The 26,708-nt window shown below is 73.3% G+C and carries 22 protein-coding genes; 6 read left to right on the top strand and 16 right to left on the bottom strand.

Annotated features, from left to right (window positions below):
- Window positions 1–130: 130 nt before the first annotated feature.
- Window positions 131–1,303 (bottom strand): acyl-CoA dehydrogenase family protein, encoded by a 1,173-nt coding sequence (locus ACZ518_RS27735; protein ID WP_469115716.1) that lies wholly within the window; start codon window positions 1,301–1,303, stop codon window positions 131–133.
- A gap of 242 nt (window positions 1,304–1,545) precedes the next feature.
- Here ACZ518_RS27735 and ACZ518_RS27730 point away from each other — a divergent pair, with 242 nt between their 5' ends.
- Together ACZ518_RS27730 and ACZ518_RS27725 are read left to right on the top strand one after the other, a co-directional pair.
- Window positions 1,546–2,889, top strand: coding sequence for a UDP-glucose dehydrogenase family protein (locus tag ACZ518_RS27730; RefSeq protein WP_469115715.1), 1,344 nt, complete (start codon window positions 1,546–1,548; stop codon window positions 2,887–2,889).
- Window positions 2,890–2,960: 71 nt separating this feature from the next.
- The gene (locus ACZ518_RS27725; protein ID WP_469115714.1) at window positions 2,961–4,250 is read left to right on the top strand and encodes a glycosyltransferase 87 family protein; all 1,290 of its coding nucleotides are present in this window, start codon (window positions 2,961–2,963) and stop codon (window positions 4,248–4,250) included.
- On the opposite strand, the gene ACZ518_RS27720 is transcribed toward ACZ518_RS27725, so the two are convergent.
- The 4 genes from ACZ518_RS27720 to ACZ518_RS27705 all read right to left on the bottom strand — a co-directional run bounded on the left by ACZ518_RS27720 (window position 4,247) and on the right by ACZ518_RS27705 (window position 8,429).
- The gene (locus tag ACZ518_RS27720; RefSeq protein WP_469115713.1) at window positions 4,247–5,314 is read right to left on the bottom strand and encodes a membrane dipeptidase; all 1,068 of its coding nucleotides are present in this window, start codon (window positions 5,312–5,314) and stop codon (window positions 4,247–4,249) included. The two genes, ACZ518_RS27725 and ACZ518_RS27720, sit on opposite strands and share 4 nt — an antisense overlap.
- Before the next feature lie 297 nt (window positions 5,315–5,611).
- Entirely contained in the window at window positions 5,612–6,790 is a 1,179-nt protein-coding gene (locus ACZ518_RS27715) for a dipeptidase (protein ID WP_469115712.1), read from the bottom strand.
- Window positions 6,787–7,314, bottom strand: coding sequence for a 5-(carboxyamino)imidazole ribonucleotide mutase (gene purE / locus ACZ518_RS27710; RefSeq protein WP_469115711.1), 528 nt, complete (start codon window positions 7,312–7,314; stop codon window positions 6,787–6,789). The genes ACZ518_RS27715 and purE overlap by 4 nt, the downstream gene beginning before the upstream one ends.
- On the bottom strand, window positions 7,311–8,429 hold the full coding sequence (locus ACZ518_RS27705) for a 5-(carboxyamino)imidazole ribonucleotide synthase (RefSeq protein WP_469115760.1): 1,119 nt from the start codon (window positions 8,427–8,429) through the stop codon (window positions 7,311–7,313). The genes purE and ACZ518_RS27705 overlap by 4 nt, the downstream gene beginning before the upstream one ends.
- Before the next feature lie 233 nt (window positions 8,430–8,662).
- On the opposite strand from ACZ518_RS27705, the gene ACZ518_RS27700 reads away from it, so the two are divergent.
- Window positions 8,663–9,199 (top strand): GtrA family protein, encoded by a 537-nt coding sequence (locus ACZ518_RS27700; RefSeq protein ID WP_469115710.1) that lies wholly within the window; start codon window positions 8,663–8,665, stop codon window positions 9,197–9,199.
- 3 nt (window positions 9,200–9,202) lie between these two features.
- On the opposite strand, the gene ACZ518_RS27695 is transcribed toward ACZ518_RS27700, so the two are convergent.
- Both ACZ518_RS27695 and ACZ518_RS27690 read right to left on the bottom strand, forming a co-directional pair.
- Window positions 9,203–10,468, bottom strand: coding sequence for an ATP-binding protein (locus ACZ518_RS27695; protein WP_469115709.1), 1,266 nt, complete (start codon window positions 10,466–10,468; stop codon window positions 9,203–9,205).
- Between the two features lie 68 nt (window positions 10,469–10,536).
- Window positions 10,537–11,214 carry a response regulator transcription factor gene (locus ACZ518_RS27690; protein ID WP_469115708.1) on the bottom strand — a complete coding sequence of 226 codons (678 nt, stop codon included), beginning with the start codon at window positions 11,212–11,214 and terminating at the stop codon, window positions 10,537–10,539.
- Window positions 11,215–11,685: 471 nt separating this feature from the next.
- Here ACZ518_RS27690 and ACZ518_RS27685 point away from each other — a divergent pair, with 471 nt between their 5' ends.
- The gene (locus ACZ518_RS27685) at window positions 11,686–13,203 is read left to right on the top strand and encodes a peptide MFS transporter (protein WP_469115707.1); all 1,518 of its coding nucleotides are present in this window, start codon (window positions 11,686–11,688) and stop codon (window positions 13,201–13,203) included.
- A 62-nt stretch (window positions 13,204–13,265) separates the two neighbouring features.
- Here the strand turns inward: ACZ518_RS27685 and ACZ518_RS27680 are convergent, their stop codons facing one another.
- From ACZ518_RS27680 to hutU, 8 genes are all read right to left on the bottom strand, one after another.
- Window positions 13,266–14,609: a hypothetical protein gene (locus ACZ518_RS27680; RefSeq protein ID WP_469115706.1), complete on the bottom strand. Its 1,344-nt coding sequence runs from the start codon at window positions 14,607–14,609 to the stop codon at window positions 13,266–13,268.
- Window positions 14,606–15,736: a neocarzinostatin apoprotein domain-containing protein gene (locus ACZ518_RS27675; protein ID WP_469115705.1), complete on the bottom strand. Its 1,131-nt coding sequence runs from the start codon at window positions 15,734–15,736 to the stop codon at window positions 14,606–14,608. Before ACZ518_RS27675 ends, ACZ518_RS27680 begins: the two co-directional genes overlap by 4 nt.
- Window positions 15,733–16,761 (bottom strand): COG1470 family protein, encoded by a 1,029-nt coding sequence (locus ACZ518_RS27670; RefSeq protein ID WP_469115704.1) that lies wholly within the window; start codon window positions 16,759–16,761, stop codon window positions 15,733–15,735. Before ACZ518_RS27670 ends, ACZ518_RS27675 begins: the two co-directional genes overlap by 4 nt.
- A 15-nt stretch (window positions 16,762–16,776) precedes the next feature.
- Window positions 16,777–17,472, bottom strand: coding sequence for an LPXTG cell wall anchor domain-containing protein (locus ACZ518_RS27665; protein WP_469115703.1), 696 nt, complete (start codon window positions 17,470–17,472; stop codon window positions 16,777–16,779).
- A 137-nt stretch (window positions 17,473–17,609) separates the two neighbouring features.
- A complete protein-coding gene (gene hutI, locus ACZ518_RS27660) occupies window positions 17,610–18,788 on the bottom strand; it encodes an imidazolonepropionase (protein WP_469115702.1) in 1,179 nt (392 codons plus the stop codon).
- A 131-nt stretch (window positions 18,789–18,919) separates the two neighbouring features.
- A complete protein-coding gene (locus tag ACZ518_RS27655) occupies window positions 18,920–20,260 on the bottom strand; it encodes a formimidoylglutamate deiminase (RefSeq protein WP_469115701.1) in 1,341 nt (446 codons plus the stop codon).
- Window positions 20,251–21,441: an allantoate amidohydrolase gene (locus ACZ518_RS27650; protein WP_469115759.1), complete on the bottom strand. Its 1,191-nt coding sequence runs from the start codon at window positions 21,439–21,441 to the stop codon at window positions 20,251–20,253. Before ACZ518_RS27650 ends, ACZ518_RS27655 begins: the two co-directional genes overlap by 10 nt.
- A gap of 83 nt (window positions 21,442–21,524) precedes the next feature.
- Complete coding sequence (gene hutU, locus ACZ518_RS27645; protein WP_469115700.1) at window positions 21,525–23,189, bottom strand: urocanate hydratase; 1,665 nt, start codon at window positions 23,187–23,189, stop codon at window positions 21,525–21,527.
- Window positions 23,190–23,294: 105 nt separating this feature from the next.
- On the opposite strand from hutU, the gene ACZ518_RS27640 reads away from it, so the two are divergent.
- A complete protein-coding gene (locus tag ACZ518_RS27640; protein WP_469115699.1) occupies window positions 23,295–24,641 on the top strand; it encodes a type III PLP-dependent enzyme domain-containing protein in 1,347 nt (448 codons plus the stop codon).
- 215 nt (window positions 24,642–24,856) lie between these two features.
- Here the strand turns inward: ACZ518_RS27640 and ACZ518_RS27635 are convergent, their stop codons facing one another.
- Complete coding sequence (locus ACZ518_RS27635) at window positions 24,857–25,699, bottom strand: MurR/RpiR family transcriptional regulator (RefSeq protein WP_125603246.1); 843 nt, start codon at window positions 25,697–25,699, stop codon at window positions 24,857–24,859.
- A gap of 147 nt (window positions 25,700–25,846) precedes the next feature.
- On the opposite strand from ACZ518_RS27635, the gene ACZ518_RS27630 reads away from it, so the two are divergent.
- On the top strand, window positions 25,847–26,209 hold the full coding sequence (locus ACZ518_RS27630) for a hypothetical protein (protein WP_469115698.1): 363 nt from the start codon (window positions 25,847–25,849) through the stop codon (window positions 26,207–26,209).
- Window positions 26,210–26,708 lie beyond the last annotated feature (499 nt).

The raw sequence follows: 26,708 nt of genomic DNA, 5'->3' as shown, positions 1-26,708 counted from the left end.
CGCGGCAGCCCACCGGGGGCACGCGCTCGCGGCCCGGCCGCCCGCTGGATCGCAATCGTTACAAAGGAGGGCGACGGAAAGGCCCCCGGCGGATGCGGGGGCCTTTCGCGCGCGTACGGGCCGGGCCGCGTTACGGCAGGTTGCGGGCCATGACGATCCGCTGGACCTGGTTCGTGCCCTCGTAGATCTGCGTGATCTTCGCGTCGCGCATCATGCGCTCGACCGGGTAGTCGCGGGTGTAGCCGTAGCCGCCGAGGAGCTGGACGGCGTCCGTGGTGACCTCCATGGCCACGTCGGAGGCGAAGCACTTGGCCGCGGCGCCGAAGAAGGTCAGGTCCTCCTTTTCACCTCCGGCGGCAACGCGCTCCGACTTGGCGGCGGCCGCGTAGGTCAGCTGGCGGGCGGCCTCGATCTTCATGGCCATGTCCGCGAGCATGAACTGGACGCCCTGGAAGTCGCCGATCGGCTTGCCGAACTGCTTGCGCTCCTGGACGTAGCCCTTGGCGTAGTCCAGGGCGCCCTGGGCGATGCCGAGGGCCTGGGCGGCGATGGTGATGCGGGTGTGGTCGAGGGTCTTCATCGCGGTGGCGAAGCCGGTGCCCTCGGCGCCGATCATGCGGTCGGCGGGGATGCGGACGTTGTCGAGGTAGACCTCGCGCGTCGGGGAGCCCTTGATGCCGAGCTTCTTCTCCGGGGCGCCGAAGGAGACGCCCTCGTCGGACTTCTCGACGACGAAGGCCGAGATGCCCTTGGAGCGCTTCTCCGGGTCGGTGACGGCCATGACCGTGTAGTAGTCGGAGACGCCCGCGTTGGTGATCCAGCGCTTGACGCCGTTGAGCACCCAGAAGTCGCCGTCGCGCACCGCGCGGGTCTTCATGCCGGCCGCGTCGGAGCCCGCGTCGGGCTCGGAGAGGCAGTACGAGAACATCCCGTCGCCCTTGGCCAGCGGGCCGAGGTACTTGGCCTTGAGCTCCTCGGATCCGGAGAGGATCACCGGGAGGGAGCCGAGCTTGTTCACGGCCGGGATGAGGGAGGAGGAGGCGCAGACGCGAGCCACCTCCTCGATCACGATCACGGTGGCGAGGGCGTCGGCGCCGGCGCCGCCGTAGGTCTCGGGCACGTGGACGGCGTGCAGGTCGTTGGCGACCAGGGCGTCGAGGGCCTCCTGCGGGAATCGGGCCTCCTCGTCGACCGCGGCCGCGAACGGGAGGATCTTCGCCTCGCAGAGCGCGCGGACGGACTCGCGGAGCATGTCGTGCTCCTCGGCCGGGCGGTACAGGTCGAAGTCGGCAGAACCCGCCAAGATCTCTCACTCCCCAAGGTCACGCGCCGTGGGGCGCCGACAGCCGTGTGTCTCGCTGTCGCACGCTCGGCGCGGGATGCTAACTACCGTTAAGTAACCCAAATTCTAGTTCCCGGCGTCCTTACAGCGATATGCGGCACGTACGTGAGCTGCGTGACAGCCGGATGCTCCTGGGAACGTCCCCCCGGACCGGCCCGACTATGCTCGGGGGCCGCAAACGGCCCCGCACCTCTGGAGCATCCATGGCCCCCCTCAAGATCACCGTGATCGGTACCGGCTACCTGGGCGCCACCCACGCCGCGGCCATGGCGGAACTCGGCTTCGAGGTACTGGGCCTGGACGTGGTCCCGGAGAAGATCGCGATGCTGGAGGCCGGCCGGGCCCCGATGTACGAGCCGGGCCTGGAGGAGCTGCTCGCCCGGCACGTGGCGGGGCTGCCGGGATCCACCGGGCGGCTGCGGTTCACGCGGTCGTGGGAGGAGCTCGGGAAGTTCGGCGACGTCCACTTCGTCTGCGTGAACACCCCTCAGAAGCACGGCGAGTACGCCTGTGACATGTCGTACGTGGACGCGGCGTTCGAGTCGCTGGCCCCGCACCTGGACAGGCCGGCGCTGGTGGTCGGCAAGTCGACGGTGCCGGTGGGCTCCGCGGCGCGGCTCGCGGCGAAGCTGGCGGAGCTGGCCCCGGCGGGCGCGGACGTGGAGCTGGCGTGGAACCCGGAGTTCCTGCGCGAGGGCTTCGCCGTGCAGGACACCCTGCACCCCGACCGGATCGTCATCGGAGTCCGGGGCGAGCGCGGCGAGAAGCTGCTGCGCGAGGTGTACGAGACCCCGATGTCCGAGGGCAGCCCGCTGGTGGTCACCGACTTCCCGACCGCGGAACTGGTCAAGACGGCCGCGAACTCCTTCCTCGCGACCAAGATCTCCTTCATCAACGCGATGGCGGAGGTGTGCGAGGCCGCGGGCGGCGACGTGGTCAAGCTGGCCGAGGCCATCGGCCACGACGAGCGGATCGGCTCGAAGTTCCTGCGCGCCGGCATCGGCTTCGGCGGCGGCTGCCTGCCGAAGGACATCCGCGCCTTCATGGCCCGCGCCGGCGAGCTGGGCGCCGACCAGGCCCTGACCTTCCTGCGCGAGGTCGACTCCATCAACATGCGCCGCCGCGGCCACATGGTCGAGCTGGCCCGCGAGGCCGTCGGCGGCTCCTTCCTCGGCAAGCGGGTCGCCGTCCTCGGCGCCACCTTCAAGCCCGACTCCGACGACGTGCGCGACTCCCCCGCGCTCAACGTCGCCGGGCAGATCCACCTCCAGGGCGGCCAGGTCACCGTCTACGACCCCAAGGGCATGGACAACGCCCGCCGCGTCTTCCCCACCCTCGGCTACGCGGACTCCGCGCTCGCGGCGGCCCGCGGCGCCGAGGTCGTCCTGCACCTCACCGAATGGCGCGAGTTCCGCGACCTCGACCCCGCCGAGCTCGGCGCCGTCGTCACCGACCGCCTCGTCCTGGACGGGCGCAACGCCCTGGACCCGGTGCGCTGGCGGGCGGCCGGCTGGACGTACCGGGCCATGGGACGGCCGCAGGCGTAGCCCGCTCCCGAACGACCCCGGCCAAAAGATCTCCGCCAAATCGGACAACCGACTGGGTAGGCTTTGCGCCGATGACCACGACCAGCAGCCCTCCGGCCGCCACCGCATCCGCGCCGGCGGTGCCCGCCGCGCGCGGCCGGCGGGCGTCCTTCGAAGCGGCCGCGCGAGGACGCGCGGCCCTGCTCGGCATCGCCGTCTTCTGGCTGGCCAGCCGGGCCGCGATGCTGTGGATGCTCGTCAACGACTTCTTCAGCTCGAACCTCGTACGCGTGGAGGTCACCGGGACCTACCACAACTGGTACGACATCCTCGTCACGTGGACGCTGCCGCAGAACGACATCATGTGGCAGTACCCCCCGGCCGCCGCGGCGATCTTCCTCTCGCCCGACCTGCTGCCGTTCCTCACCTATTTCCAGGCCTTCGTGGCCCTGACGGTGCTCTGCGACGGCGTGGTCCTGCTCGGCCTCGTCCGGGCGGCGCGCAGGAGCGACGGCAGCATGGCCGGCGCCCTGGTGTGGCTGGTGACGCTGCCGATGATGATGGCGACCCCCTTCGCCCGCTACGACATCCAGGTCACCCTGCTCGCGGTCTTCGCGCTGCTCGCCCTGCGCAACCGCCCCAAGGCCGGCGGGGTCGTCGCCGGCATCGGCGCGATGGTCAAGGTGTGGCCGCTGCTGACCCTGCTCGGCACCCCGCGCGGCAAGTCGACGCGGGACGCCTTCGTCGCGGCCGCGCTGTCCTGCGCGGCGCTGCTCGCCGTCTTCGCGGTGCTGTTCCGCGACACCCTCGGCTTCCTCGGCAACCAGGGCGACCGCGGCGTGCAGATCGAGTCCCTCGGCGGCTCCGTGCTGATGGCCGCCCGCTTCCTGGACCTGTGGCCCGGCGGGATCGAGTACCAGTACGGCGCCTTCGAGTACATCGGCCCGTACGTGCCGGACATCGCTCGGGCCTCGCTCGCCCTGACCGTGGCCGGCTTCCTGCTGCTCCTGCTGTGGCGCGTCCGGGCCAACCACTGGACGAGCGCGACGCCTTTCGACGCCGCGCTCTGCGCGATCCTGGTCTTCACGGTCACCAGCCGCGTCATCAGCCCGCAGTACATGATCTGGCTGCTCGGCCTCGCCGCCGTCTGCCTGACCTCCAAGAACACCACCCAGCGTCCGATCGCCTGGCTGCTCGTCGCCGCCAACCCGCTGACCACGCTGATCTTCCCGGTCTCGTACTGGGACATCCTCACCACCAGCACGTTCGGCACGATCCTGCTGTGCGCGCGCAACGGCCTCCTGCTCTACGCCACGGTGTGGTCCGTGATCCGGCTGTGGAAGGCGACCGTCCTGCCCGAGCCGGCGCCGGACAGGCCCTAGGGCGCTCTGCGGTGCTGGGCGGCGCGGGCCGTGAACTCCGCGTCGCGCAGCACCCTCTGGGCGTTGCCCCAGGTCAGCAGGGCCAGGTCGGATTCCGACCAGCCGCGTTCCAGTAGTTCCGCGATCAGGTGCGGGTAGCCCGAGGGGTCCGCCAGGCCGGTCGGGCGGGGGCCGCCCCGTTCGGCGCCGAAGGCCGCGCCGAGTCCGACGCAGTCCGGGCCCGCGACGGCCCGTACGTGGTCCAGGTGGTCGGCCACCGCGTGCAGGGAGTCCCCGGTCCGCGCGGTGTCGAAGGTGACCATCGCCAGTCCGTTCGCCGCCCGCAGCGCGAGCAGCACCTCGTCCGTGACGTTGCCCGGATGCGGGTTGAGGGCGGCGGCCCCCGTGTTCGAGATGATCACCGGCGCCTTGGACGCCGCCGCGAGCTGGCAGGCCGCGGCCGGCGGGCAGCCCGTCAGGTCCAGCAGCATCGCCAGCCGGTTCACCTCCTTGACCACCTCGTGGCCGAAGGCCGTCAGGCCCTCCTCGGCCCAGGGGGCGCCCGCGGGCGCCAGGACGCGGACGCCCAGCGCGTGGAAGGCCCGCAGCGCGCCGAGGGAATCGGTGAGCGTACTGCCGGGGACCGGGCCGAGGAACGAGGCGATCCGGCCCCGGTTGCGGGCGTCGGCCATGTCGTCGGCGCTCAGCGCGAGGCAGAGGCTGTCGGAATAGCGGCGCATCAGGGACCGCGCCACGTCGATCTGTTCGAGGGTGTCGGACACCACCTGGTCGGCGGCCGCGCCCTCGCGCGGCCGGCCCGGGGGCACGAGCAGCGTCCAGAACTGGGCTCCCACCCCGCCGGCGCGCAGCCGGGGGATGTCGGTGTCGACGCCGGTGTCCGGGGTGTCGATGTCGTGGTACGGACTCTGGCGCAGGGTCCAGACGAGGGTGTTGCACCCGTCCGCGACGGGATGGACGGCGAGCAGCGCGGCTGCGCGGTCCAGGGCGCCGCCCGCGAAGGCGGGGGCGGGGACGTCTTCGGCTCCGACGCCCACGGAGTGGGGTTCATCCTGCAGGTCGGCCATGGCAGTGGCTCCGGTCTCGGCGGCAGCAGGGAGAGAAGATGGTGCCACCGTGACACGGAGGGCGCCGGGGCCGCCCGGCAGGTGTGGCATTCGGGTGGTGCCCCGGTGCGGGGGCGGCCTCCGGGGGTCCGGGGGCCGGACCGGGCCGGGGGCCGGGAGCCGGGCCGGGCCGGGAGCCGGCAGCCGGACCGGGCCACGGTCCTGGCGGGGTCCGGGCGCGGTCCGGGCCGGGGTCCGGGCGCGGACCGGGCCGGGCCGGGGTCCGGGGTTGGGCCCGGGCCCCGTACGCCGGGGCCGTCAGGGGCGGGCGTTGGACGGGCCGCTGAGCGCCGAGAGCTCCCGGGCCGCCGATTCCGCGTCGCGCAGCACCCGTACCGCGTTGGACCAGGTCAGCTTCGCCAGGTCGGCCCGGGACCAGCCGCGCCCGATCAGTTCCGCGATCAGGTTCGGGTAGCCCGACACGTCGTCCAGGCCCTCCGGGGTGAACGCCGTGCCGTCGAAGTCGCCGCCGATGCCGATGTGGTCGACGCCGGCCACCTCGCGCATGTGGTCCAGGTGGTCGGCGACGGTGGCGGCGGTGGCCACCGGGCGCGGACGGGCCGCTTCGAACTCCCGGTGCAGGGCCATCGCCTCCGGGGTGGTGTCGAGGTGGTGGAAGCCGTGCGCGCGCAGGTTCTCGTCCGCCGCGAGGGTCCACTCGACGGCGGCGGGGAGGATGAACTTGGGCACGAAGGTGGCCATCGCCACCCCGCCGTTGCCGGGCAGCCGCTCCAGCACGTCGTCGGGGACGTTGCGCGGGTGGTCGCAGACCGCGCGCGCCGAGGAGTGCGAGAAGATCACCGGCGCCCGCGAGGTGTCGAGGGCGTCGCGCATCGTCGTCGGGGCGACGTGCGAGAGGTCCACGAGCATGCCGATGCGGTTCATCTCGCGCACCACCTCGCGGCCGAAGCCGGTGAGGCCGCCGTGCCGGGGTTCGTCGGTCGCCGAGTCCGCCCAGTCGATGGTGTCGTTGTGGGTGAGCGTCATGTACCGCACGCCCAGCTGGTGCAGGGCGCGCAGGGTGGCGAGCGAGTTGTTGATGGAGTGGCCGCCCTCGGCGCCCATCAGCGAGGCGATCCGGCCTTCGGCGCGGGCCGCCTCCATGTCGTCCGCCGTCAGCGCGCGCACCAGCGAGCCGGGGTAACGGGTGATCAGCTGGTCGACGGCGTCGATCTGTTCCAGGGTGGCGCTGACCGCCTCGTCGCCGCTGTAGTCGGAGCGCACGTACACGGACCAGAACTGGGCGCCGACCCCGCCGGCGCGGAGCCGGGGGAGGTCGGTGTGCAGGTGGTCCGACTGGTCGCCGGCGATGTCCCGCCGGTCGAGGTCGTAGCGGACCTGCTGGCGCAGCGCCCAGGGCAGGTCGTTGTGCCCGTCGACGACCGGGTACTCCGTGAGCAGCTCCCGGGCCTGCGCCAGCAGGTCCGCCGCGCTCACTTGCCGAACCCGAAGGACTCCGCGCCCGCGACCTTCGTACGCAGCCGCTTGCCCTTCTCGGTGGCCTGGTCGTTCAGCTCCTGCTGGAAGTCGCGCATCCGGCCGAGCAGCTCCGGGTCGTGCGCGGCCAGCATGCGTACGGCCAGCAGGCCCGCGTTGCGCGCCCCGGCGACGGAGACGGTGGCGACGGGGACCCCGGCGGGCATCTGGACGATCGACAGCAGCGAGTCCATGCCGTCGAGGTACTTCAGCGGGACCGGTACGCCGATGACGGGCAGCGGGGTGACCGACGCGAGCATCCCGGGCAGGTGGGCGGCTCCGCCCGCGCCCGCGATGATCGCCTTCAGGCCGCGGTCGGCGGCCTGCTCGCCGTACGCCACCATCTCGCGCGGCATGCGGTGGGCGGAGACGACGTCGACCTCGTAGGGGATCTCGAACTCGTCCAGGGCCTGGGCGGCGGCCTCCATGACGGGCCAGTCGGAGTCCGAGCCCATGACGATGCCCACGACGGGGGAAGTGCTCATTCGGTGATCGTCCCTCTGAGGTAGCCGGCTGCGTGACGTGCGCGCTCCAGCACATCGTCCAGATCGTCGCCGTAGGTGTTGACGTGGCCGACCTTGCGGCCGTGTTTCACGTCCTTGCCGTACATGTGGATCTTCACCTGCGGGTCGTGGGCCATGCAGTGCAGGTACGCCGCGTACATGTCGGGGTAGTCCCCGCCGAGCACGTTCGCCATGACCGTCCAGCGGGCCCGGGGGCGCGGGTCGCCCAGGGGGAGGTCCAGGACCGCGCGGACGTGGTTGGCGAACTGGGAGGTGACCGCGCCGTCCTGGGTCCAGTGGCCGCTGTTGTGCGGGCGCATGGCCAGTTCGTTGACGAGGATGCGGCCGTCGGTGGTCTCGAACAGCTCCACGGCCAGGTGGCCGGTCACGTCGAGCTCACGCGCGATGCGCAGGGCGAGGGTCTGGGCCTCGCCCGCGAGGGACTCGGACAGGTTGGGGGCGGGGGCGATCACCGTGTCGCAGACCCCGTCCACCTGGATGGACTCGACGACGGGGTAGGCCACCGCCTGGCCGTGCGGGGAGCGGACGATGTTGGCCGCGAGCTCGCGGACGTAGTCCACCTTCTCCTCGGCGAGGACCGGGACGCCCGCCTTGAAGGGGGCCTCCGCGTCCTCGGGGGTGCGGACGAACCACACGCCCTTGCCGTCGTACCCGCCGCGCACCGTCTTGAGGATGACGGGGAACCCGCCGACCTCTTCCGCGAAGGCCGCCACGTCCGCCGGATCGCTCACGATCCGGTGGCGGGGGCTGGGCGCGCCGATCTCGTCGAGCTTGGCGCGCATCACCCCCTTGTCCTGGGCGTGCACCAACGCGTCGGGCCCCGGCCGGACGGGGATGCCGTCCGACTCCAGGGCCCGGAGGTGCTCGGTGGGTACGTGCTCGTGATCGAAGGTGATCACGTCGCAGCCGCGCGCGAAGGCGCGCAGCGTCTCCAGATCGCGATAGTCGCCGATGACGACGTCGCTCACGACCTGGGCCGCCGAGTCCTGTGGGGTGTCACTGAGGATCTTGAATCTGATGCCGAGGGGGATACCCGCCTCGTGGGTCATGCGGGCGAGCTGACCGCCGCCGACCATGCCGACTACCGGGAACGTCACGCCTCCAGGGTATCCGCCGGTATTCCGCCATTCGGACGGGACCCTGGCGCGGACCCGTCGGTCGTCCCCCGGAGGCAGCCGTGTGCCGTGCGTCGCACGGGGTGCCGGGGCGCGGACTCCCGCCACGGGGGACACTTAGCATGGTGTGATTGACGACATCGGGTGACGCGCCGCCCCGGGGGCGACGACGACGGACAGGACTGAACCATCACATGAGCAGCACGCCGAACGCCGTACCGCTGTCCGAGCGCTTCCGCGGTCTGGCCCGGGAGGTCGTCAAGTTCGGGGCGGTCGGCGGTGCGGGCGTCCTGGTCAACTTCGGCGTCTTCAACCTGCTGCGCAGCACGACCGACCTGCAGACGGTGCGCGCGAACGTGATAGCCATCGTGGTCGCGATCATCACGAACTACGTGGGGTTCCGCTACTTCACCTACCGTGACCGCGACCTGGGCAGCCGGCGCCGCGAGATGGTCCTCTTCGTCCTGTTCAGCCTGATCGGCATGGTCATCGAGAGCGGTGTGCTCTACGTGGGCACGTACGGCTTCGGCTTCGACAGCTCGCTCGCCAACAACGTCTTCAAGTTCGTCGGCATGGGCGTGGCGACCGTGTTCCGCTTCTGGTCCTACCGGACCTGGGTCTTCAAGGCCCTGCCCACGCCGGCCGCGCACTCGCTGGTCGTCGAGCAGCGCGACGGGCACGAGACGCCCGCCGCCCCCCGCGCCCCCGAGCCCGCGGCCAACCAGGGCTGACGCCTACCTGACCGTACGCTCCGGCTCCGCGCGCTCCGGGGCGGTGCGGCTGAGGAAGAGCGCGAACACCGGCGGCCGGCTCTGGAGGAGTTCCAGACGGCCGCCGTCCGCTTCCGCGAGGTCCCGGGCGACGGCCAGGCCGATGCCGGTGGAGTTGCGGCCGCTGATGGCCCGCTCGAAGATCCGGTTGCCGAGGTCGGCCGGGACGCCGGGGCCCTCGTCCGTGACCTCGATGACCGCCTGGTTGCCGGTCACGCGGGTGCGCAGGGCGACGGTGCCGCCGCCGTGCATCAGCGCGTTCTCCACGAGCGTCGCCAGGACCTGGGACACCGCCCCGGGGGTGCCGACGGCCCGCATGCCGGTCTTGCCGGAGCGGACCACGGCCCGTCCGGCGCTGCGGTAGGCGGGCCGCCACTCCTCCACCTGCTGCTTGACGACCTCGTCCAGGTCGAAGGGGACCGCCGAGCCGGTCCGCGGGTCCCGGGAGTTCGTGAGCAGCCGCTGGACCACGTCCGTGAGCCGCTCCACCTGGGTGAGGGCGATGGTCGCCTCCTCCCGCACGGTCTCCAGGTCGTCGGTGACCGTGATCTCCTCCAGCCGCATCGACAGGGCGGTGAGGGGGGTGCGCAGCTGGTGGGAGGCGTCGGCGGCCAGGCGCCGCTCGGCGGTCAGCATGCGGGCGATCCGCTCGGCGCTGGAGTCCAGTACGTCGGCGACCCGGTCCAGCTCGGGGACCCCGTAGCGCTTGTGCCGGGGACGGGGGTCGCCCGAGCCGAGCCGTTCGGCGGTCTCGGCGAGGTCGGTGAGCGGGGAGGCCAGCCGGTTGGCCTGGCGTACGGCGAGCAGTACGGCCGCCACGACGGCCAGCAGCGCCACCGCGCCGACCACGGCCAGGGTGCGCCCGACCTCCTTGGTGACGGTGGCGCGGGACTCCTCGACCACCACGAGCATGCCCTGCTCGCCGCGCGCGGTGCCCCGGATGACGCTGCCGTCGATCCGGTCGCCGACCTCGACGGCCGGCCGGCCGGGGATGGTGATGCGGGCGTACGTGCCGAGGTCGAGCTGCTCGGCGAGTGCGCCCGCGTCGACCGGCTTGTGCTCCAGGGCGTCCGCCTCGACGATGCCGAGCAGCCGCAGCGCCTCGGAGCCGATGCGGTCCTGGGCGCTGCTGGTGATGGTCCGGGTCTCCACGATGACGAGGGAGACCCCGAACACGGCGATCACGACGAGCACCACGGCGAGCGTGGAGTTGATGAGGCGGCGGCGCATGCCTTAGAGGATGCCCGATGCGCCGGAGGGCCGAGGTCCGCCAGGGTGGACCTCGGCCTTGAGGGGGGTCAGCTCTTCTCGAAGCGGAAGCCGACGCCCCGGACGGTGGCGATGTACCGGGGGTTGGCGGCGTCGTCGCCCAGCTTCTTGCGCAGCCAGGAGATGTGCATGTCGAGGGTCTTGGTGGAGGACCACCAGGTGGTGTCCCAGACCTCGCGCATCAGCTGGTCGCGGGTGACGACCCGGCCGGCGTCGCGGACCAGGACGCGCAGCAGGTCGAACTCCTTGGCGGTGAGCTGGAGCTCCTCCTCGCCCATCCAGGCGCGGTGCGATTCCACGTCGATGCGCACGCCGTGGGTGGCGGGGGCCTGGCTGGCCTCGGCGGCGCCGCGCCGCAGCAGGGCCCGTACGCGGGCCAGCAGCTCGGCGAGCCGGAAGGGCTTGGTCACGTAGTCGTCGGCGCCGGCGTCGAGGCCGACGACCGTGTCGACCTCGTCGGCCCGGGCGGTCAGTACCAGGATCGGGAAGCCGTGGCCTTCGGCGCGCAGTCGCCGGGCCACCTCCAGGCCGTCCATGCCCGGCAGGCCCAGATCCAGGACGACGAGGTCGACGCCGCCCTGCAGTCCGGCGTCCAGGGCGGTGGGGCCGTCCTCCCGGACCTCGACCTCGTAGCCCTCCCGGCGCAGGGCGCGGGCGAGGGGTTCCGAGATGGATGCGTCGTCCTCGGCGAGCAGTACACGCGTCATGTGGGTGATGGTAGTCCGCGGCGGCTGAAAGCAGGCGCTTGCCCGCACACCCCTCTCGAACTGGGGTTATGAACTACTACCCGCCTTCGAACATGACGGATCGGTTCCCCGGAAGCCTGTGATCCATATCTCAAGGGCTTCCATATGCGGCGGTGTCCTGTCGTATGGTGGCGAGACGCCTGATGCACTACTCAGGGGATCTTTGTGCCGAAATCCGAGCCAAAGACCTCAAATTCTGCTCTGGTCGGTTGGATCCGGCCCAGATGACAGTGAATGACCTATGGGCCGGGCCCGGCGCGCGAGGAGGCGCGCAGGGCGTGGATCCCGGTTACGGCTGCCCCTTCACCCCCGCACCGCGGGGGACGAAACCCCAGGGCGTGGGGTGGGACGGCCGTCGCCGGTGCCGGCCGCCCCCCACCGGGCGCTGAACAGCTCACGAAGCCAAGCGTCCCGAGCAAGCAAGGATCGACCATGGCTTCCAGCCTGACGAAGGACTCGGCGACTCCGGCGCCCGAAAAGACCTTCTTCGGCCACCCCCGTGGCCTGGCCACTCTGTTCATGACCGAGATGTGGGAGAGGTTCTCCTACTACGGCATGCGGGCCCTTCTCGTCTACTACCTGGTCTCGGGCGGCGCGGACGCCGCCACGGGCAGCCAGGGCGGCGGTCTGGCCATGACCGCGGCGACGACCACGGCGATCTACTCCGTGTACGTCTCGATGGTCTACCTGATGGCCATGCCCGGCGGCTGGTTCGGCGACCGCGTCTGGGGTGCCCGCAAGACGGTCACCATCGCCGGTTTCATCATCATGGCGGGCCACCTCTCCCTGGCGCTCCCCGGCCAGGCGATGTTCTTCGTCGGTCTGATCCTGGTCGCGGCCGGCTCCGGTCTGCTGAAGGCCAACATCTCCACGATGGTCGGCCACCTCTACGACGGCCCGGACGACCCGCGCCGTGACGGTGGCTTCACCCTCTTCTACATCGGCATCAACCTCGGCGCCTTCGTCGCTCCGTTCGTCGTCGGCACGATCGGCAAGGAGCACAACTGGCACCTGGGCTTCGCGCTCGCGGCCGTCGGCATGGGCCTGGGCCTCGCCCAGTTCCTGATCGGCACCAAGAACCTGAGCCCGAAGAGCAGCCAGGTCCCGAACCCGCTGTCGCCGGAAGAGCGCAAGGCCGTCCTGACCAAGGCCGCCCTGGTCGCCGTGGTCATCGCCGTCTTCTACGGCGCCGTCGTCGCCCTCGGCATGTACACGCTCAACTGGGCCCTGGTCCCGCTGACGCTGGCCGGCCTGATCATCCCGATCGCCGTCCTGGCGCGCATCAAGCGCGACAAGGACCTGTCGGGCGCCGAGCAGTCGAAGATGACCGCCTACATCTGGTTCTTCATCGCCGCCGCCGTCTTCTGGATGATCTACGACCAGGGTGGCTCCACGCTGTCCCTGTTCGCGGACTCCAAGACCGCCGACACCGTCTTCGGCTTCGAGTTCTCGGCCACCTGGTACCAGTCGCTGAACCCGCTGTTCGTGATGGCGCTGGCCCCGGTCTTCGCCTGGCTGTGGCTGTGGCTGGCGCGCAAGAACCAGGAGCCGAACACCATCGTGAAGTTCGCGATGGGCCTGGTCCTGATCGGCGCCTCGTTCTTCGTCTTCATCGTCCCGATGGGCATGGCGACGGGCGACACCAAGGTCTCCCCGATGTGGCTCGTCTCGATCTACATGATCCAGACCATCGGCGAGCTGTGCGTCTCCCCGGTCGGCCTCTCGGTCACCACCAAGATGGCTCCGCAGAAGTACGCCTCCCAGATGATGGGCGTCTGGTTCCTCGCGGTCACCGCCGGTGACTGCACCACCGGTCTGCTGTCCATCGCCGGCGTCGACCTCAACGGCACGTGGGTGATCGGCTTCCAGGCCGCCGCCGCGGCCCTGGCCGGCTTCGCGGTCTACACGTACCGCAAGAAGGTCCAGGCCCTCATGGGCGACGTGCACTGACACACCCCGCGCGAGCGCTGAACGGCCCGGCACACCGGAAGGTGTGCCGGGCCGTCCTGCTGTCAGCGGGTGCCGCGCAGGCGGCGCCACGGGGTGAGGGTGAAGACCGCGCCGCCGAGGAGGATCACGGTGCCGGCGATCAGGGCCAGGGCCTTGATGCCGCCGTCGTCGTCGGCGCCGGTCTCGGCGAGACCGCCCGAGGTGCCGGAGCTGCCGGAGGCCGCGGAGCCCGAGGAGGTGGAGCCGGAGCCGCCCGGCTGGGCGGTGGTGTCCAGCTCCAGGGAGACGCCGCTGCTGGCCGCCTTGCAGGGCACGTTGATCGGGGTGGAGCCCGGGGCCATCGTGACGTCGATCGTCAGCTGGTCGGGGCTCAGCGTCACCTTGCCCGACTTGCCGGGCTTGTAGGTGCCCGTCATGTCGCTGAGGCTGACCGGGGCCTTGTCCGGGATCGGCTCGGCGTTGGCCGGGCCGGTGACCTTGACCGAGCCGCTGTCGGCGCCGCCGAGCTTGATGTCCATCGAGGGCTTGAGGGCCCCCGCGGGCAGGGCCATGGGGGCGGCCATGGCCCCCTTCGCGGTCTTGACCGTGAGGTCGAAGGCGCCGCTCGCGTTCTTCTTGGCGTTGACGGTGACCGGGGTCTTGATGCCGCCGGGGACGACCGCGCCGCAGTCGTAGGCCACCTCGACCGCCTTGCCCGGGAAGTCGGTCTGGCCGCCGCTGCCGCCGGAGCCGCCGCCGGAGCCGGAGCCGCCCGAGGTCGTGGTCGAGCCGCCCGTGGTGGTGGAGCTGCCGGTCGTGGTGCCTCCGGTGGCCGTGCCGCCCGTCGTCGTACCGCCCGTCGTCGTACCGCCGGTGCTTCCGCCGCCGTCCGTCACGTCGATGACCGCCCCGCCCTTCACCTCGCCGACCGGGGAGCACTTGGTGACGAAGGTGCCGAAGGAGAAGGTCACCGCGACCTCGTACTTGCCGGGGGTGACGGTGATCTTGCCGGCCTTGGTCAGCTTCAGCTTGCCCTTCATGGTGGACATGACCATGGGGGCCTTCTTCGGGATCTCCGGGTTCTTCTTCTCCCCGACGACCTTGACCTCCCCTCCCCCTCCGCCGACGGTGAGCCAGCCGGTGGGCTGGACGGAGTCCTTGGGGATCACCATCAGGTCGGTGTTGTTCGAGGCCGGCTTCACCGTCTCCCACGACACGTCGACCTCTTCGCCGACCTTGGCCGTGGCCGGTGCGGTGATCTTGGCGGTGGTCTCGCCCTCCACCGGGTCGCCGCCGCCGGCCGGCGGTACGCACTTCACCTTGAACGTGGCTTCGGCGGCCTGGGCGGGGGAAGCCGCCACGGCGATACCCGCGCCGCTGAGCAGCAGCGCGGCCAAGGCCGCGCTCGCCCTCCGTTGGGTCTTCACGATGGTCCCTTCGTCGTCGGACTGTGATCGGACGGTGCGGATGTCTGCGGGGGTCCTGCGTCCTGCGGGTGCGGCCCGGATTCCGGCGGCTGCGGGGTCGGCTGCGGGGTGAACCACGGGAGGGCCGGCGGCGCGGCCCCGGGAGCCCCGGCGGCGGTGACCTCGGGGAGGCGGGCGGTCACCGCCCGGGCCGGGTCCGGGGCGGGCTTCGGGCCCCGGTGGCGGCCGGCGGCCCCCGCGCGGGGGCGGACCCGGTCGACGACGGCCATGCCCGCCCGGAAGAGCCCCGTCGGGATCACCACCAGCAGCAGGCCCCAGAAGAGCAGCACCCCGTACGGGCGGTCCACGCCCCAGGGCTGGGCGGCCAGGACCGTGTCCCCGTACTTGAGGGAGACGGTGTAGTCGCCGTGGGCGCCCGCCGGCAGGGCCACGTCCAGCGCGACCTCCGCCTTCCCGCCGGGCGGGATCGTCCCCTTCCAGCGGGCCTCCTCCCACACCGGGGCGAACACCCCCCGCGCGGTGCCGAGCTGGAAGACGGGGTCCTTGACCGGGGCCGAGCCGAGGTTGCCGACGGTGGCGGTGAACGTGCGGCCGGGCGGGGCGCCGAACCAGGTCAGCACCCCGTCCTCGCCCTTGAGCCGGACCCCCGTCAGCATCGCGAGGCGGGCCGTGCCGGACTCGGCGGGCAGCTCGGCCACCGGGTGGCCGGTGATCCTGATCGGCACGGCCACCGTGGACTGGTCCCCGTTGACGGAGGTCACGTTGACCACGCAGGGGCAGGGCTTGGGCGGTTCCGCGACCGGCAGCCGGGCGGTGAAGCGGCCGTCGTCGGTGACGGAGACGGCCGCTCCGTCGGCGTTGGCGCAGCTGTTGGTGCCGCCGATCATGTTCTGGCCGCAGACCAGCAGCATGACGAGGGTCTTCGGCCGCCAGCCGGTGCCGGTGACCGTGATCTCGGTGCCCTTGGCCGCCTCCTGGAGCGAGAGCGTCGCGGCGGGCTTGCCCTCGGCCGCCGCGGCCGGGGCGGCCGCCGGGAGCAGCGCGAGCAGCGGGAGCAGCGCCAGGGCGAGTGCCGACAGGGCCGCGGCGAGGGGGGATGCGGCCTTCGCGCCGACCGTGCGGCTCACCTGGTTGCTCCCGTCAGCTCGTGCGTGTGCGCGTGCGCTTCCGCGTCCTCGTGGGCCGGTGCCCGGGCCGGTGGGCGCCGCGGTGCCCCGGGGGCCTCCTCGCGCCGGGTGCGCCGGGTGCGCCGGGCCCGTACGAGGAGCAGCGCGGCCAGGACGGTCCCGCCGAGGGCGAGCAGGGCGCCGGCGGCCAGGCCGGCGGTGCCGCCGGGTGCCAGCCAGGCCGGGGCGGTGGCGGTGGCCGGGGCGGCGCCGGGGGCGGTGGCGGTGAGGGTGAGTGCGACCCGGTCGAGGGCGGGCGCGCCGGGCCAGGGTTCGCTCAGCCGGGCCCGCCGGCCGGGCAGCAGCTCGACGGGCAGGGCGCGGGCGGGCCGGCCGGGGAGCTCGTGCAGGGTGCCCTCGGCGCTCAGGGCGAGCTCGGGGGCGAGGGCCACGTTGCCCCGGTTGACCAGGGTGTAGTCCACGACGGTGGCCGCGCCGTGGCCGCGTACGGAGACGTCCTCGACAGTGAGGGCGGCCAGGGCCGGGCCCCCGACGCGCAGGTGGATCCGTACGCCCGCCTCACGGCCGGCCTCGGTGGCGACGACGGCGGCCGGGTGGTCGCCGGGCGGGGCGGCGGGCGGCACGGTGACGGTGAAGGGGACCACCGCGCGGGTGCGGGGCGGGAGCTTGACGGTGGCGGAGCCGCCGAAGCTGATCCAGGAGCCCGCGCCGGAGGCCCCCGGCGCGGCGGGGCGCACGGCGAGGGCGCCGTCGGGGGTGTTGTAGGCGTCGGCCCCGCGCAGGGTGACGGTGTGCTCGCGGTCGCCGGGGTTGTCGAGGGTGAGGCGGTCCTCCAGGACGGTGCCGGCGGGGCCCGCGAGGTAGAAGTACGGGCGCGCGGAGCCGGGGCGGGCGGTGGCCGGCCCGGCGGTCCAGCCGGGCGCGGCGGGCTCGTCGGCGGCCGCGGCCGGGGCCCCGTACAGGGCGGCGGCGAGGAGTACGGCGCCGAGCCGCCCGGGGCCGCGTCGTCTGAGGGTGGGGAGCACGGGCGGACGCTCCGTTCAGGACCGGGTCCGCTGGGGCTGCCGGCCGCGCCGGGTCAGCCAGAGGACTCCGGCGGCGCCGGAGAGGAGCACGGTGGCGCCGAGGGTGCCGAGGGCGAGGGCGGAGTCGGCGGGGCCGGTCTGCGGGAGGGCGTCCCCGCCGTCCCCGTCGCCGCCCGTCTGGGAGGCTCCGCCACCGGCCGCCGTGACGTCCATCTCCAGGGACGGCTTGGGGCTGTTGCCCGGGGTGCAGGTGGTGGTGGTCCCCATGGCCTTGATGGTGAGGACGCCCGCGGTGAAGGTGACCTTGCCGCTCTTCTTCGGGGTGTACGTGCCCGACAGATCGGTGATCTTGATGGGGGTGTTGGCGGGCGCGGCCTCGGGGTTGGGCGGTCCGGAGACCGGTACGGAGGCCTTCTCGGCGCCGTCGGCCATGATCACGGCGCTGGGGTTCATCGCGCCCTTGCCGAGCTCGATGGGGCTGGAGGAGACGCCCTTCTGGAAGGACATCGTCAGCTTGTAGCCGTCGCCCTCCTTGACGGCCTTGATGTCGATGGGCGAGACCGCCGACTTGTCCCCGATCGGGGTCTGGCATTTGTACTCGACGTCGACCACGTCGGCGTGGGCCGCGGGGGCGGCGAGCAGGACCGCGGACCCGGCGAGCGCGAGCGCGAGTGCCGGCGCGAGTGCGGTGGAGCGTTTCCGGTCGGACACCTTCGTCTTCCCCTCGGGCCACAAGTTACTGACGACACATCAGATGGGTGGCACAAGGTACGCCCGGGACCCTACGGAGGGAAGACAAAGGGCGAACGGTACTTCGGGCGGTCCGGCGGGCGGCGCCCGGCCGCCGGTCAGGCGGCGCGGACCCCCCGCTGCCAGACCGCGGAGACGAGCGGGACGCCCGGGCGGTACGCGAGGTGGACGTGGCTCAGGGCGTCGAGCAGGGCCAGGTCCGCGCGGGCGCCGGGCGCCAGGCGGCCGATGTCGCCGCGGCGCAGCGCGCGGGCCCCGCCGGCGGTGGCGGCCCACAGGGCCTCGTCGGGGGTCATGCCCATGTCCCGGACGGCGAGCGCGATGCAGAACGGCATGGAGCTCGTGTACGAGGAACCGGGGTTGCAGTCGGTGGACAGGGCGACGGTGACGCCCGCGTCGAGCAGCCGGCGGGCGTCGGGCCACTGGGCGCGGGTGGAGAACTCGGCGCCGGGCAGCAGGGTCGCGACGGTGGTCCCGGCGGCCTGGGCGAGGGCGTCCACGTCGGCGTCGGTGAGGTGGGTGCAGTGGTCGGCGGAGGCCGCCTCCAGCTCCACGGCGAGCTGCACGCCGGGGCCGTGGGAGAGCTGGTTGGCGTGCACGCGCGGGATCAGCCCGGCGGCGGCGCCGGCGGTCAGGATCGCGCGGGCCTGGTCGCCGTCGAAGGCGCCCTTCTCGCAGAAGACGTCCACCCAGCGGGCGTACGGGGCGCAGGCCGCCAGCATCTCGCCGGTGACGAGGTCCACGTAGCCGGCCGGGTCGTCGGCGTAGTCCGGGGAGACGATGTGCGCGCCGAGGTAGGTGACCTCCTCGGTGTGCGCGGAGGCGATGCGCAGGGCGCGGGCCTCGTCGGCGACGGTGAGGCCGTAGCCGGACTTGGTCTCGAAGGTGGTGGTGCCCTGGCGGCGGGCCTCGTCGAGGTGGCGCAGCAGGTTGGCCTCGAGCTCCGCGTCGGTGGCGGCGCGGGTGGCGGCGACGGTGGTGCGGATGCCGCCGGCGGAGTAGCTGCGGCCGGACATGCGGGCGTTGAACTCGGCGGTGCGGTCGCCGGCGAAGACGAGGTGGCTGTGCGAGTCGACGAAGCCGGGGATGACGGCGCGGCCCTGCGCGTCGAAGGACGCGTCGGCGGCGGGCGCGTCGGCGGCGGGGCCGGTCCAGGCGACGGTGTCGCCGTCGAGGACGAGGGCGGCGTTCTCGATCAGGCCGAGGGGGGTGCCGTCGCCGAGGGCGGGGTCGTTGGTGACGAGGCTGCCGATGTTGGTGATCAGGGTGGTGGACACGGGGTTCCTCTCGGAGGGTTCTGTTCCCCCACCCCGCCCTTTCTCCGTTTCCCGGGGCTCCGCCCCGGACCCCGCGCCTCAAACGCCGGCGGGGCTGGATCTCGTGGCGGGGTGGGGGAAGCTCCAGGCTGTCAGCCTCGGACGGCGGCGATCGATTCGGCCAGGGCGGCGGCCACGTCCCCGACCAGGGTGTGGGCGCCGTCGCGGACCACGTGGCGGCCGCCGACCACCGTGTGGCGGACGTCGGCGGCCGAGGCGGCGAAGACGGCCGTCTCCGCGCCGAGGCGCGGCAGCGGACCGGCCGTGCGTACGGAGTCCAGTGCGACGGTGGTGAAGTCGGCGAGGGCGCCCGCCTCCAGGCGGCCCGCGTCCGGCAGGCCGAGCGCGGCGTGGCCGTCCTCGGTGGCGGCCCGGAGCAGGGCGTTCGCCGTCCAGTGGCCCCGGGTGCGGCTGGCGAGGCGCTCGTTGAGCTCCATCGCGCGGGCCTCCTCCAGGAGGTCGATCACGGCGTGGCTGTCGCTGCCCAGCGACAGCGGGCTGCCCGCCCGCTGGAGCCGGCCGGCCGGGCCGATGCCGTCGGCGAGGTCGCGTTCGGTGGTGGGGCACATGCAGGTGCCGGTGGTGGTCCCGCCGAGCAGGGCGATGTCCGCGTCCGTCAGGTGCGTGTTGTGCACGCCGGTGGTGCGCGGGCCGAGCACCCCGTGGTCGGCGAGCAGCTGCGTGGGCGTGCGGCCGTGGGCGGCCTGGCAGGCGTCGTTCTCCGCCGTCTGCTCCGACAGGTGCACGTGCAGGGGGGCCTGCCGCTCCTGCGCCCAGCCGGCGACCGTGGCGAGCTGGTCCGCCGGGACCGCGCGCACGGAGTGGACGGCCGCGCCGATCAGCGCGTGCTCGCGGGGCTTGAGGGCGGAAACCCGCTCGGCCCAGGCGCCGGCGGTGCCGTCGGAGAACCGCTTCTGGTGCTCGTTGGGGGCCTCGCCGAAGCCGGAGGAGAGGTACGCGGTGTCGAGGAGGGTGATGCGGATGCCCGCCGCGGCGGCGGCCTCGATGAGGGCCTCGCCCATGGCGTTGGGGTCGGCGTACGGGGTGCCGCCGGGCGCGTGGTGGACGTAGTGGAACTCGCCGACGTTGGTGATGCCGGCCAGGGCCATCTCCGCGTACACGGCGCGGGCCAGGTCGAAGTAGGTCTCGGGGGTGAGGTTCTGGGCGACCTTGTACATGACGTCGCGCCAGGTCCAGAAGGTGCCCGAGCCGACCTGGACGACCGAGCGCAGGGCCCGGTGGAAGGCGTGGCTGTGCGCGTTCGCCAGGCCGGGGAGGGTCAGGCCGCGCAGTACCTCCGCGCCGGGGGGCGGGGTGTCCGTCCCGGTGCGCAGGGCGGCGATCCGCCCGTCGGCCGAGACCTCGAGGGCGACGCCGGGCTCGACGGTGTCGCCGAGCCAGGCGTGCTCCAGCCAGTACGTCTTCAGCGGCATGCCAGGCCTTCCAGTACGTCGGCGAGTGCGAGGACTCCGGCGACGCAGTCGTCCTCGGCCGCGAACTCACGCGGCGAGTGGGAGACGCCGGTGGGGTTGCGTACGAACAGCATCGCGGTCGGGACCGACGCGGAGAGGATTCCGGCGTCGTGTCCCGCGCCCGTGCCGAGGACCGGGACGGATCCACCGAGGATGCGGTTGAGCTCGTCGCGCAGGGCGTGCTCGAACTCGACGACGGGGGTGAAGGACTCCCGTACGACGTTCAGGTCGATGCCGTCGCGGTCGGCGTGCTCGCGGGCGGCCTTCTCGACGGCCGTGACGACCGTGTCGAGGGTGGCCTGGTCGGCGGCGCGGGAGTCGAGCCAGCCCCGGACGAGTGAGGGGATGGCGTTGACGCCGTTCGGCTCGACGGAGATCTTGCCGAAGGTGGCGACGGCGCCGGCGAGGGCCGCCTCCTGCCGGGCGGCGAGCACGGTGTGCGCGTACGACAGCATCGGGTCGCGGCGGTCCACCAGGCGGGTGGTGCCCGCGTGGTTGGCCTCGCCGTGGAAGTCGAACCGCCAGCGGCCGTGCGGCCAGATCGCGGAGGCGATGCCGACGCGGTCGCCGGACAGGTCGAGGGCGCGGCCCTGTTCGACGTGGAGTTCGACGAAGGCGCCGATGCGGGAGAGGCGTTCGGGGTCGGCGCCGATGGACGCGGGGTCGTACCCGGCGGCCTCCATGGCCTGCGGGAGGCTGACGCCGTCGGCGTCGCGCAGTTCGTACGCCTTCTCCTTGGTCAGCTGTCCGGCGGCGAGCCGGGAGCCGACGCAGGCCAGCCCGAAGCGGGCGCCCTCCTCGTCACCGAAGTTGGTGATGGCCAGGGGCCGGGTGAGGGCGGTGCCGCGGGCGCGGAGCTCGTCCAGGGCGGCGAAGGAGGACACCACGCCGAGGGGGCCGTCGAAGGCCCCGCCGTCGGGGACGGAGTCCAGGTGGGAGCCGGTGACCACGGCGTCGCCCGCGAGGGGGTCGCCGAGCCAGGCCCACTGGTTGCCGTTGCGGTCCACCTCGTACGTGAGCCCGCGCGCCTCGGCCTGCCCCCGGAACCAGGCCCGGCAGTCGGCGTCGGCGCCGGTCCAGGCGTAGCGCCGGTAGCCGCCGGTGTCCGTGTGGCGGCCGATGGGGCGCAGCTCGTCCCACATGGCGTGGAAGGAGGACCCCTGCGAGGGCCCCTGGGAGGGCCCCGTCCCCGGCCGTGCGGCCGGGGACGGGTCGTGCGGCAGGCTCACGCGGAGTCACCCTCGCGCATCGGGACGCGGACGCCGCGCTCGCCGGCGACGTTCTCGGCGATGTCGTAGCCGGCGTCGACGTGGCGGATGACGCCCATGCCGGGGTCGTTGGTGAGGACGCGGCGGATCTTCTCGCCGGCCAGCGGGGTGCCGTCGGCCACGGTGACCTGGCCGGCGTGGATGGAGCGGCCCATGCCGACGCCGCCGCCGTGGTGGATGGAGACCCAGGAGGCGCCGGAGGCCACGTTGACCATGGCGTTGAGCAGCGGCCAGTCGGCGATCGCGTCGGAGCCGTCGAGCATGGCCTCGGTCTCGCGGTACGGGGAGGCCACGGAGCCGCAGTCGAGGTGGTCGCGGCCGATGGCCAGCGGGGCGGCCAGCTCGCCGCTCGCGACCATGTCGTTGAAGCGCTCGCCGGCCCGGTCGCGCTCGCCGTAGCCGAGCCAGCAGATGCGGGCGGGCAGGCCCTGGAAGTGGACGCGCTCGCCGGCCATCTTGATCCAGCGGTGCAGGGACTCGTTCTCCGGGAAGAGCTCCAGCATCGCCTTGTCGGTCTTGGCGATGTCCGAGGCCTCGCCGGACAGGGCGGCCCAGCGGAAGGGGCCCTTGCCCTCGCAGAACAGCGGGCGGATGTAGGCGGGGACGAAGCCGGGGAAGGCGAAGGCGCGGTCGTAGCCGGCCAGCTGGGCCTCGCCGCGGATGGAGTTGCCGTAGTCGAAGACCTCGGAGCCGGCGTCCATGAAGCCGACCATGGCCTCGACGTGCTTGGCCATGGACTCGCGGGCGCGGGTGGTGAAGCCGGCCGGGTCCTTGGCGGCGGCGTCGGCCATGTCCTCGAAGTCGACGCCGATCGGCAGGTAGGCCAGCGGGTCGTGGGCGCTGGTCTGGTCGGTGACGATGTCGATCGGCGCGCCCTCGGCCAGCATCTGCGGGAGCAGCTCGGCGGCGTTGCCGAGGAGGCCGATGGAGAGCGGACGGCGGGCGTCGCGGGCCTCGGTGGCCAGCTGGAGGGCGTGGGCCAGGCTGTCGGCCTTCACGTCCAGGTAGCGGTGCTCGATGCGGCGCTCGATGGCGCGCGGGTCGACGTCGATGCAGATGGCGACGCCGTCGTTCATCGTCACGGCCAGCGGCTGGGCGCCGCCCATGCCGCCGAGGCCGGCGGTGAGGGTGATGGTGCCCGCGAGGGTGCCGCCGAACTTCTTGGCGGCGACGGCCGCGAAGGTCTCGTAGGTGCCCTGGAGGATGCCCTGGGTGCCGATGTAGATCCAGGAGCCGGCCGTCATCTGGCCGTACATGGTCAGGCCGAGGTGCTCCAGGCGGCGGAACTCCTCCCAGTTGGCCCAGTCGCCGACCAGGTTGGAGTTGGCGAGCAGGACGCGCGGCGCCCACTCGTGGGTCTGCATCACGCCGACCGGGCGGCCGGACTGGACCAGCATGGTCTCGTCCTGCTTGAGGGTGCGCAGGGTGCGGACCATCGCGTCGAAGGAGCGCCAGTCGCGGGCGGCCTTGCCGGTGCCGCCGTAGACGACGAGCTTGTCGGGGTGCTCGGCGACCTCGGGGTCGAGGTTGTTCTGCAGCATCCGGAGGGCGGCCTCCTGCTGCCATCCCAGGGTGCTGAGCTCGGTGCCTCGCGCGGCCCGTACGGGGCGGGGTCCTGACATGGCTGTTGCCTCCTCCGGTGTTGGTCAATCCATTCACATCCTCGCGGTATGAATAGTTCCAGTCAACAGCTGCGGGCGGGTCGGCCTGATGATGGGATGGCGGACATGGCTGGCGACACGCACACGCAAGGCGCCGCGGAGCGCCGTGACCGGGCCGTACGGGCCGCCGTGGAGCAGGGGCTGCTGGAGCGCGAGCCGGTGGTCTGCCTGCTCGACACGGCCGGTATCCGCGCCTCCGCCGCCGCCCTGGCCGGCGCCTTCGGGGCCGCGGTGGCGCCGGGGACGCCCGTCCTGCACACCTTCGCGGTGAAGGCCGCCCCGCTGGTGCCCGTGCTGCGGCTGCTCGCGGACGCCGGGCTCGGCTGCGAGGTGGCCAGCCCCGGCGAGCTCGCGCTGGCCCGGGCGGCCGGGGTCCCGGCGGAGCGGACGGTGCTGGACTCCCCCGTGAAGACGACGGCCGAGCTGCGCGGGGCACTGGCCCTGGGGATCGCCGTCAACGCCGACAACCGGCAGGAGCTGGAACGCCTCGACGCCCTGGTGGCGGCGGCCCCCACCCGCTCCCCGGCCGGGCTGCGGATCAACCCGCAGACGGGCGCCGGGTCCATCGGCGCCCTGTCCACGGCCACCGCCACCTCCAAGTTCGGCTTCGCACTGCGCGATCCGGGGGCGCGCGAGGGGCTGGTACGGGCCTTCGCGGAGCGGCCCTGGCTGACCCGGCTGCACGTCCACTCGGGCTCGCAGGGCGTAGCGCTGGAGCGGATCGCCGAAGGGGTGCGGGAGCTGTACGGGCTGGCCGAGGAGATCAACGCGGCGGCCGGGGAGCGCCGGGTCGACACCCTCGACATCGGCGGCGGGCTGCCGGTGGACTTCGCCTCGGACGAGCACGCGCCGGGGTACGGGGAGTACGTGGCGGCCCTGCGCGAGGCCGTACCCGCGCTCTTCGACGGCTCGTACGGGCTGGTCACCGAGTTCGGGCGGTCACTGCTGGCCAAGCACGGGCTGGTGCTGGCGCGGGTCGAGTACACGAAGACGGCCGGCGGCCGCCGCATCGCCCTGACCCACGCGGGCGTCCAGCTGGCCACCCGCACCGTGTACGCGCCGGCGGCCTGGCCGCTGCGGATCCTGGCGTACGACGCCAAGGGCGCGCCCAAGGCCGGCGCCCCGGTGGCCCAGGACGTCGCGGGCCCGGCCTGTTTCGCGGGGGACCTCCTCGCCACCGCCCGGGAGCTGCCGGGGCTCTCCCCGGGCGACGTGATCGCGGTCCCGGACACGGGCGCGTACGCCTTCACGGCCCACTACGGCTACAACAGCCTCCCCCGCCCGGCGGTCCACGGCTTCACGGCCGCCCCCGGCCCGGGCGGCGGGGTCCGCTTCAGCCTGGCCCGCCCGGCCCAGTCCCCGGCGCAGATCGTCGCGGAGGCGGGCGGCGGCTACCGGGACGCGCTGCTGTAGGGGCGGCCGGGGCCTGCCCGGCGCCGCGGCCCGGCAGCCCGGCGGGTGGTGGCCCTCACCGACCGGACGACCCGGATCGCGACCACCCGCACCCGGCCCTGCGCGCCGTACGCGACACCCCGCGCCCGCCCCGTCCCGGATCCCCGCGCCGCGCGGCCGGCCGGCCGCGGAGCCGGCCGGGCTCGACTGCCGCCGAGGGCCCGCGGGGGTGGCGGCTACTCCACGAACAGCCCGCGCGCCGCGGCCCGCGCGTCGAAGTCCTCCAGCCGCGCCTGCGCGTCCGGCAGGGCGTCCGCCATCGCCTCCAGCAGCACCCGGCCCAGCAGCATCGGCGCGCACGCCGTGTCGAAGGCCAGCCCGGTGCCGACCGGCGCCGGGATCAGCAGGTCCGAGTGCCGGGCGACGGGCGCGAAGGCCGAGTCGGCGACCGTCACCGCCGTCAGCCCGGCCGCCCGCGCGTGCTCCAGGGCCTCCACCACCTCGCGCGGGTGGCGCGGCAGCGCGAAGCACAGCAGCGCCGAGGCCCCGGCGGCGGCCGCCGCGTCGATCCGGTCGGCGAGCATGGAGCCGCCCTCGTCGAGGAGGCGTACGTCCGGGTGCACCTTGGCCGCGAAGTACGCGAACCCGCGCGCCTGCGAGGACGCCGCCCGCAGCCCCAGCACCGGCAGCGGCGCCGAGGCCGCGAGCACCCGGCCCGCCTCCTCCACCGGCGCCGGGTCCGCGAGCATCGCCGAGAGCCGCTGGAGGTTCTCGATCTCGCCCTGCACGGCCTGCTGGTACTCGTTGTACTCGCCCTCGCGCGCGGGCTCGGGACGCCCGGCCGGAGCCACCTCGCGCAGGTGCCGGCGCAGGGCCGGGTACCCGTCGAAACCGAGGGCCACGGCGAACCGGGTCACCGAGGGCTGGCTCACGCCGGCCAGCTCGGCGAGTTCCACGCTCGACAGGAAGGGCACCTCCGCCGCGCCGCGCACCATGCAGTGCGCGATGCGCCGCTGGGTCGGCGTCAGCCGGTGTCCCTCGAACAGCCGTTGCAGCCGTGCGGCCGGGCTGTCGTTCATCGCCGCCCCCTCCGTCCCGTCCCCGGTGAGATATTCAGTCACCCTGCACTCTGCATGTGTCTATGCAGCTCGGCAAGCCGTGACCGCGATCCGGATACGGGGGCTACCCCCAGTGCGGGCCGCCGCGGCGCCTCCTACGGTGGCCGCATGACAGACCTCGAGAAGGAACTCGCGGCGACGCTGGAGGCCCGGCGGGAGCTCGGACCCGAGTACGAGGCCGCGCTCGTGGAGTCCTTCGTGGACAAGGTCGACACCCAGGTCCGGCGCAGGCTCGCCGAGGAGCGGCTGCTCCAGGCCCGCGGCGGGCAGGGCCCCGGCGGGTCACCGGTGAGCGCCTTCGGGGAGCGCTTCGGCTTCGCGATCGTCACGCTGGTACTGGCGGTCCCGCTGTCGGCCATCGGCATCACCCAGGGCATCGGCGGCCTGGTGGCGACCTGGGCGGGCATCGTGGGCGTGAACCTCGCCCACACCGGCCGGCTCCGCCGGCCGGGCCGCGACCCGCGCGCCTAGGCCCTGTCCGGGCGATCTCGTGGATCAGCACACGCCTGCCCCGGCTACCGCGGGGAGGGGCCCAGGCGCGGTGCATCGCAAGGGGCGCGGCTCGTACTGGACGTACGGGCGCGGACCGACAACGCGGCGAGGTGCCGTGCCTGGGGGCCCCTCCCAGCGTTAGCTGGGGGAGGCGTGGGCCCGCGAAGATCGCCCGGACAGGGCCTGGCGACCGGCCCGCACCCTTCGCGCAAACGGTACGGGGGCGACACGTGACGGCAGCACCGGCTTAACACGGCTGCGCCACAGTGGTGTCGTCGGCAGGGAGCCCGGGAGACCGGGCAGGCAGCGAACCCGGCCGACGCCTCGCACGGCGCCTGCGCGCCTCCGGAGCGGCTCCCGGAACGCGCCGGTGACGCGGGGGGTGTCTTGTGGATCAGGACGGATCAGCTCGCGGTGCCCGGCGCCGTGCACCGCAAGACGGACGAAGGAGTCCGTGCGGAGCCCCGGCGACTGAGGA

It is taken from the genome of Streptomyces sp. NPDC033966 (genome assembly GCF_055575955.1).
This window is presented reverse-complemented; position numbering and strand designations above follow the sequence as displayed.

Excerpts from the sequence above, each read along its gene's own strand:
- ACZ518_RS27690 (WP_469115708.1), bottom strand. The coding sequence starts at position 11,214 with ATGACGCGTGTACTGCTCGCCGAGGACGACGCATCCATCTCGGAACCC.
- purE (WP_469115711.1), bottom strand. The coding sequence starts at position 7,314 with ATGAGCACTTCCCCCGTCGTGGGCATCGTCATGGGCTCGGACTCCGAC.
- ACZ518_RS27730 (WP_469115715.1), top strand. The coding sequence starts at position 1,546 with ATGGCCCCCCTCAAGATCACCGTGATCGGTACCGGCTACCTGGGCGCC.
- ACZ518_RS27635 (WP_125603246.1), bottom strand. The coding sequence starts at position 25,699 with ATGAACGACAGCCCGGCCGCACGGCTGCAACGGCTGTTCGAGGGACAC.
- ACZ518_RS27640 (WP_469115699.1), top strand. The coding sequence starts at position 23,295 with ATGGCTGGCGACACGCACACGCAAGGCGCCGCGGAGCGCCGTGACCGG.
- ACZ518_RS27695 (WP_469115709.1), bottom strand. The coding sequence starts at position 10,468 with ATGCGCCGCCGCCTCATCAACTCCACGCTCGCCGTGGTGCTCGTCGTG.
- ACZ518_RS27685 (WP_469115707.1), top strand. The coding sequence starts at position 11,686 with ATGGCTTCCAGCCTGACGAAGGACTCGGCGACTCCGGCGCCCGAAAAG.
- ACZ518_RS27650 (WP_469115759.1), bottom strand. The coding sequence starts at position 21,441 with ATGTGGGACGAGCTGCGCCCCATCGGCCGCCACACGGACACCGGCGGC.
- ACZ518_RS27700 (WP_469115710.1), top strand. The coding sequence starts at position 8,663 with ATGAGCAGCACGCCGAACGCCGTACCGCTGTCCGAGCGCTTCCGCGGT.
- ACZ518_RS27725 (WP_469115714.1), top strand. The coding sequence starts at position 2,961 with ATGACCACGACCAGCAGCCCTCCGGCCGCCACCGCATCCGCGCCGGCG.
- ACZ518_RS27655 (WP_469115701.1), bottom strand. The coding sequence starts at position 20,260 with ATGCCGCTGAAGACGTACTGGCTGGAGCACGCCTGGCTCGGCGACACC.
- ACZ518_RS27630 (WP_469115698.1), top strand. The coding sequence starts at position 25,847 with ATGACAGACCTCGAGAAGGAACTCGCGGCGACGCTGGAGGCCCGGCGG.
- ACZ518_RS27705 (WP_469115760.1), bottom strand. The coding sequence starts at position 8,429 with ATGGTCGGCGGCGGTCAGCTCGCCCGCATGACCCACGAGGCGGGTATC.
- hutU (WP_469115700.1), bottom strand. The coding sequence starts at position 23,189 with ATGTCAGGACCCCGCCCCGTACGGGCCGCGCGAGGCACCGAGCTCAGC.
- ACZ518_RS27720 (WP_469115713.1), bottom strand. The coding sequence starts at position 5,314 with ATGGCCGACCTGCAGGATGAACCCCACTCCGTGGGCGTCGGAGCCGAA.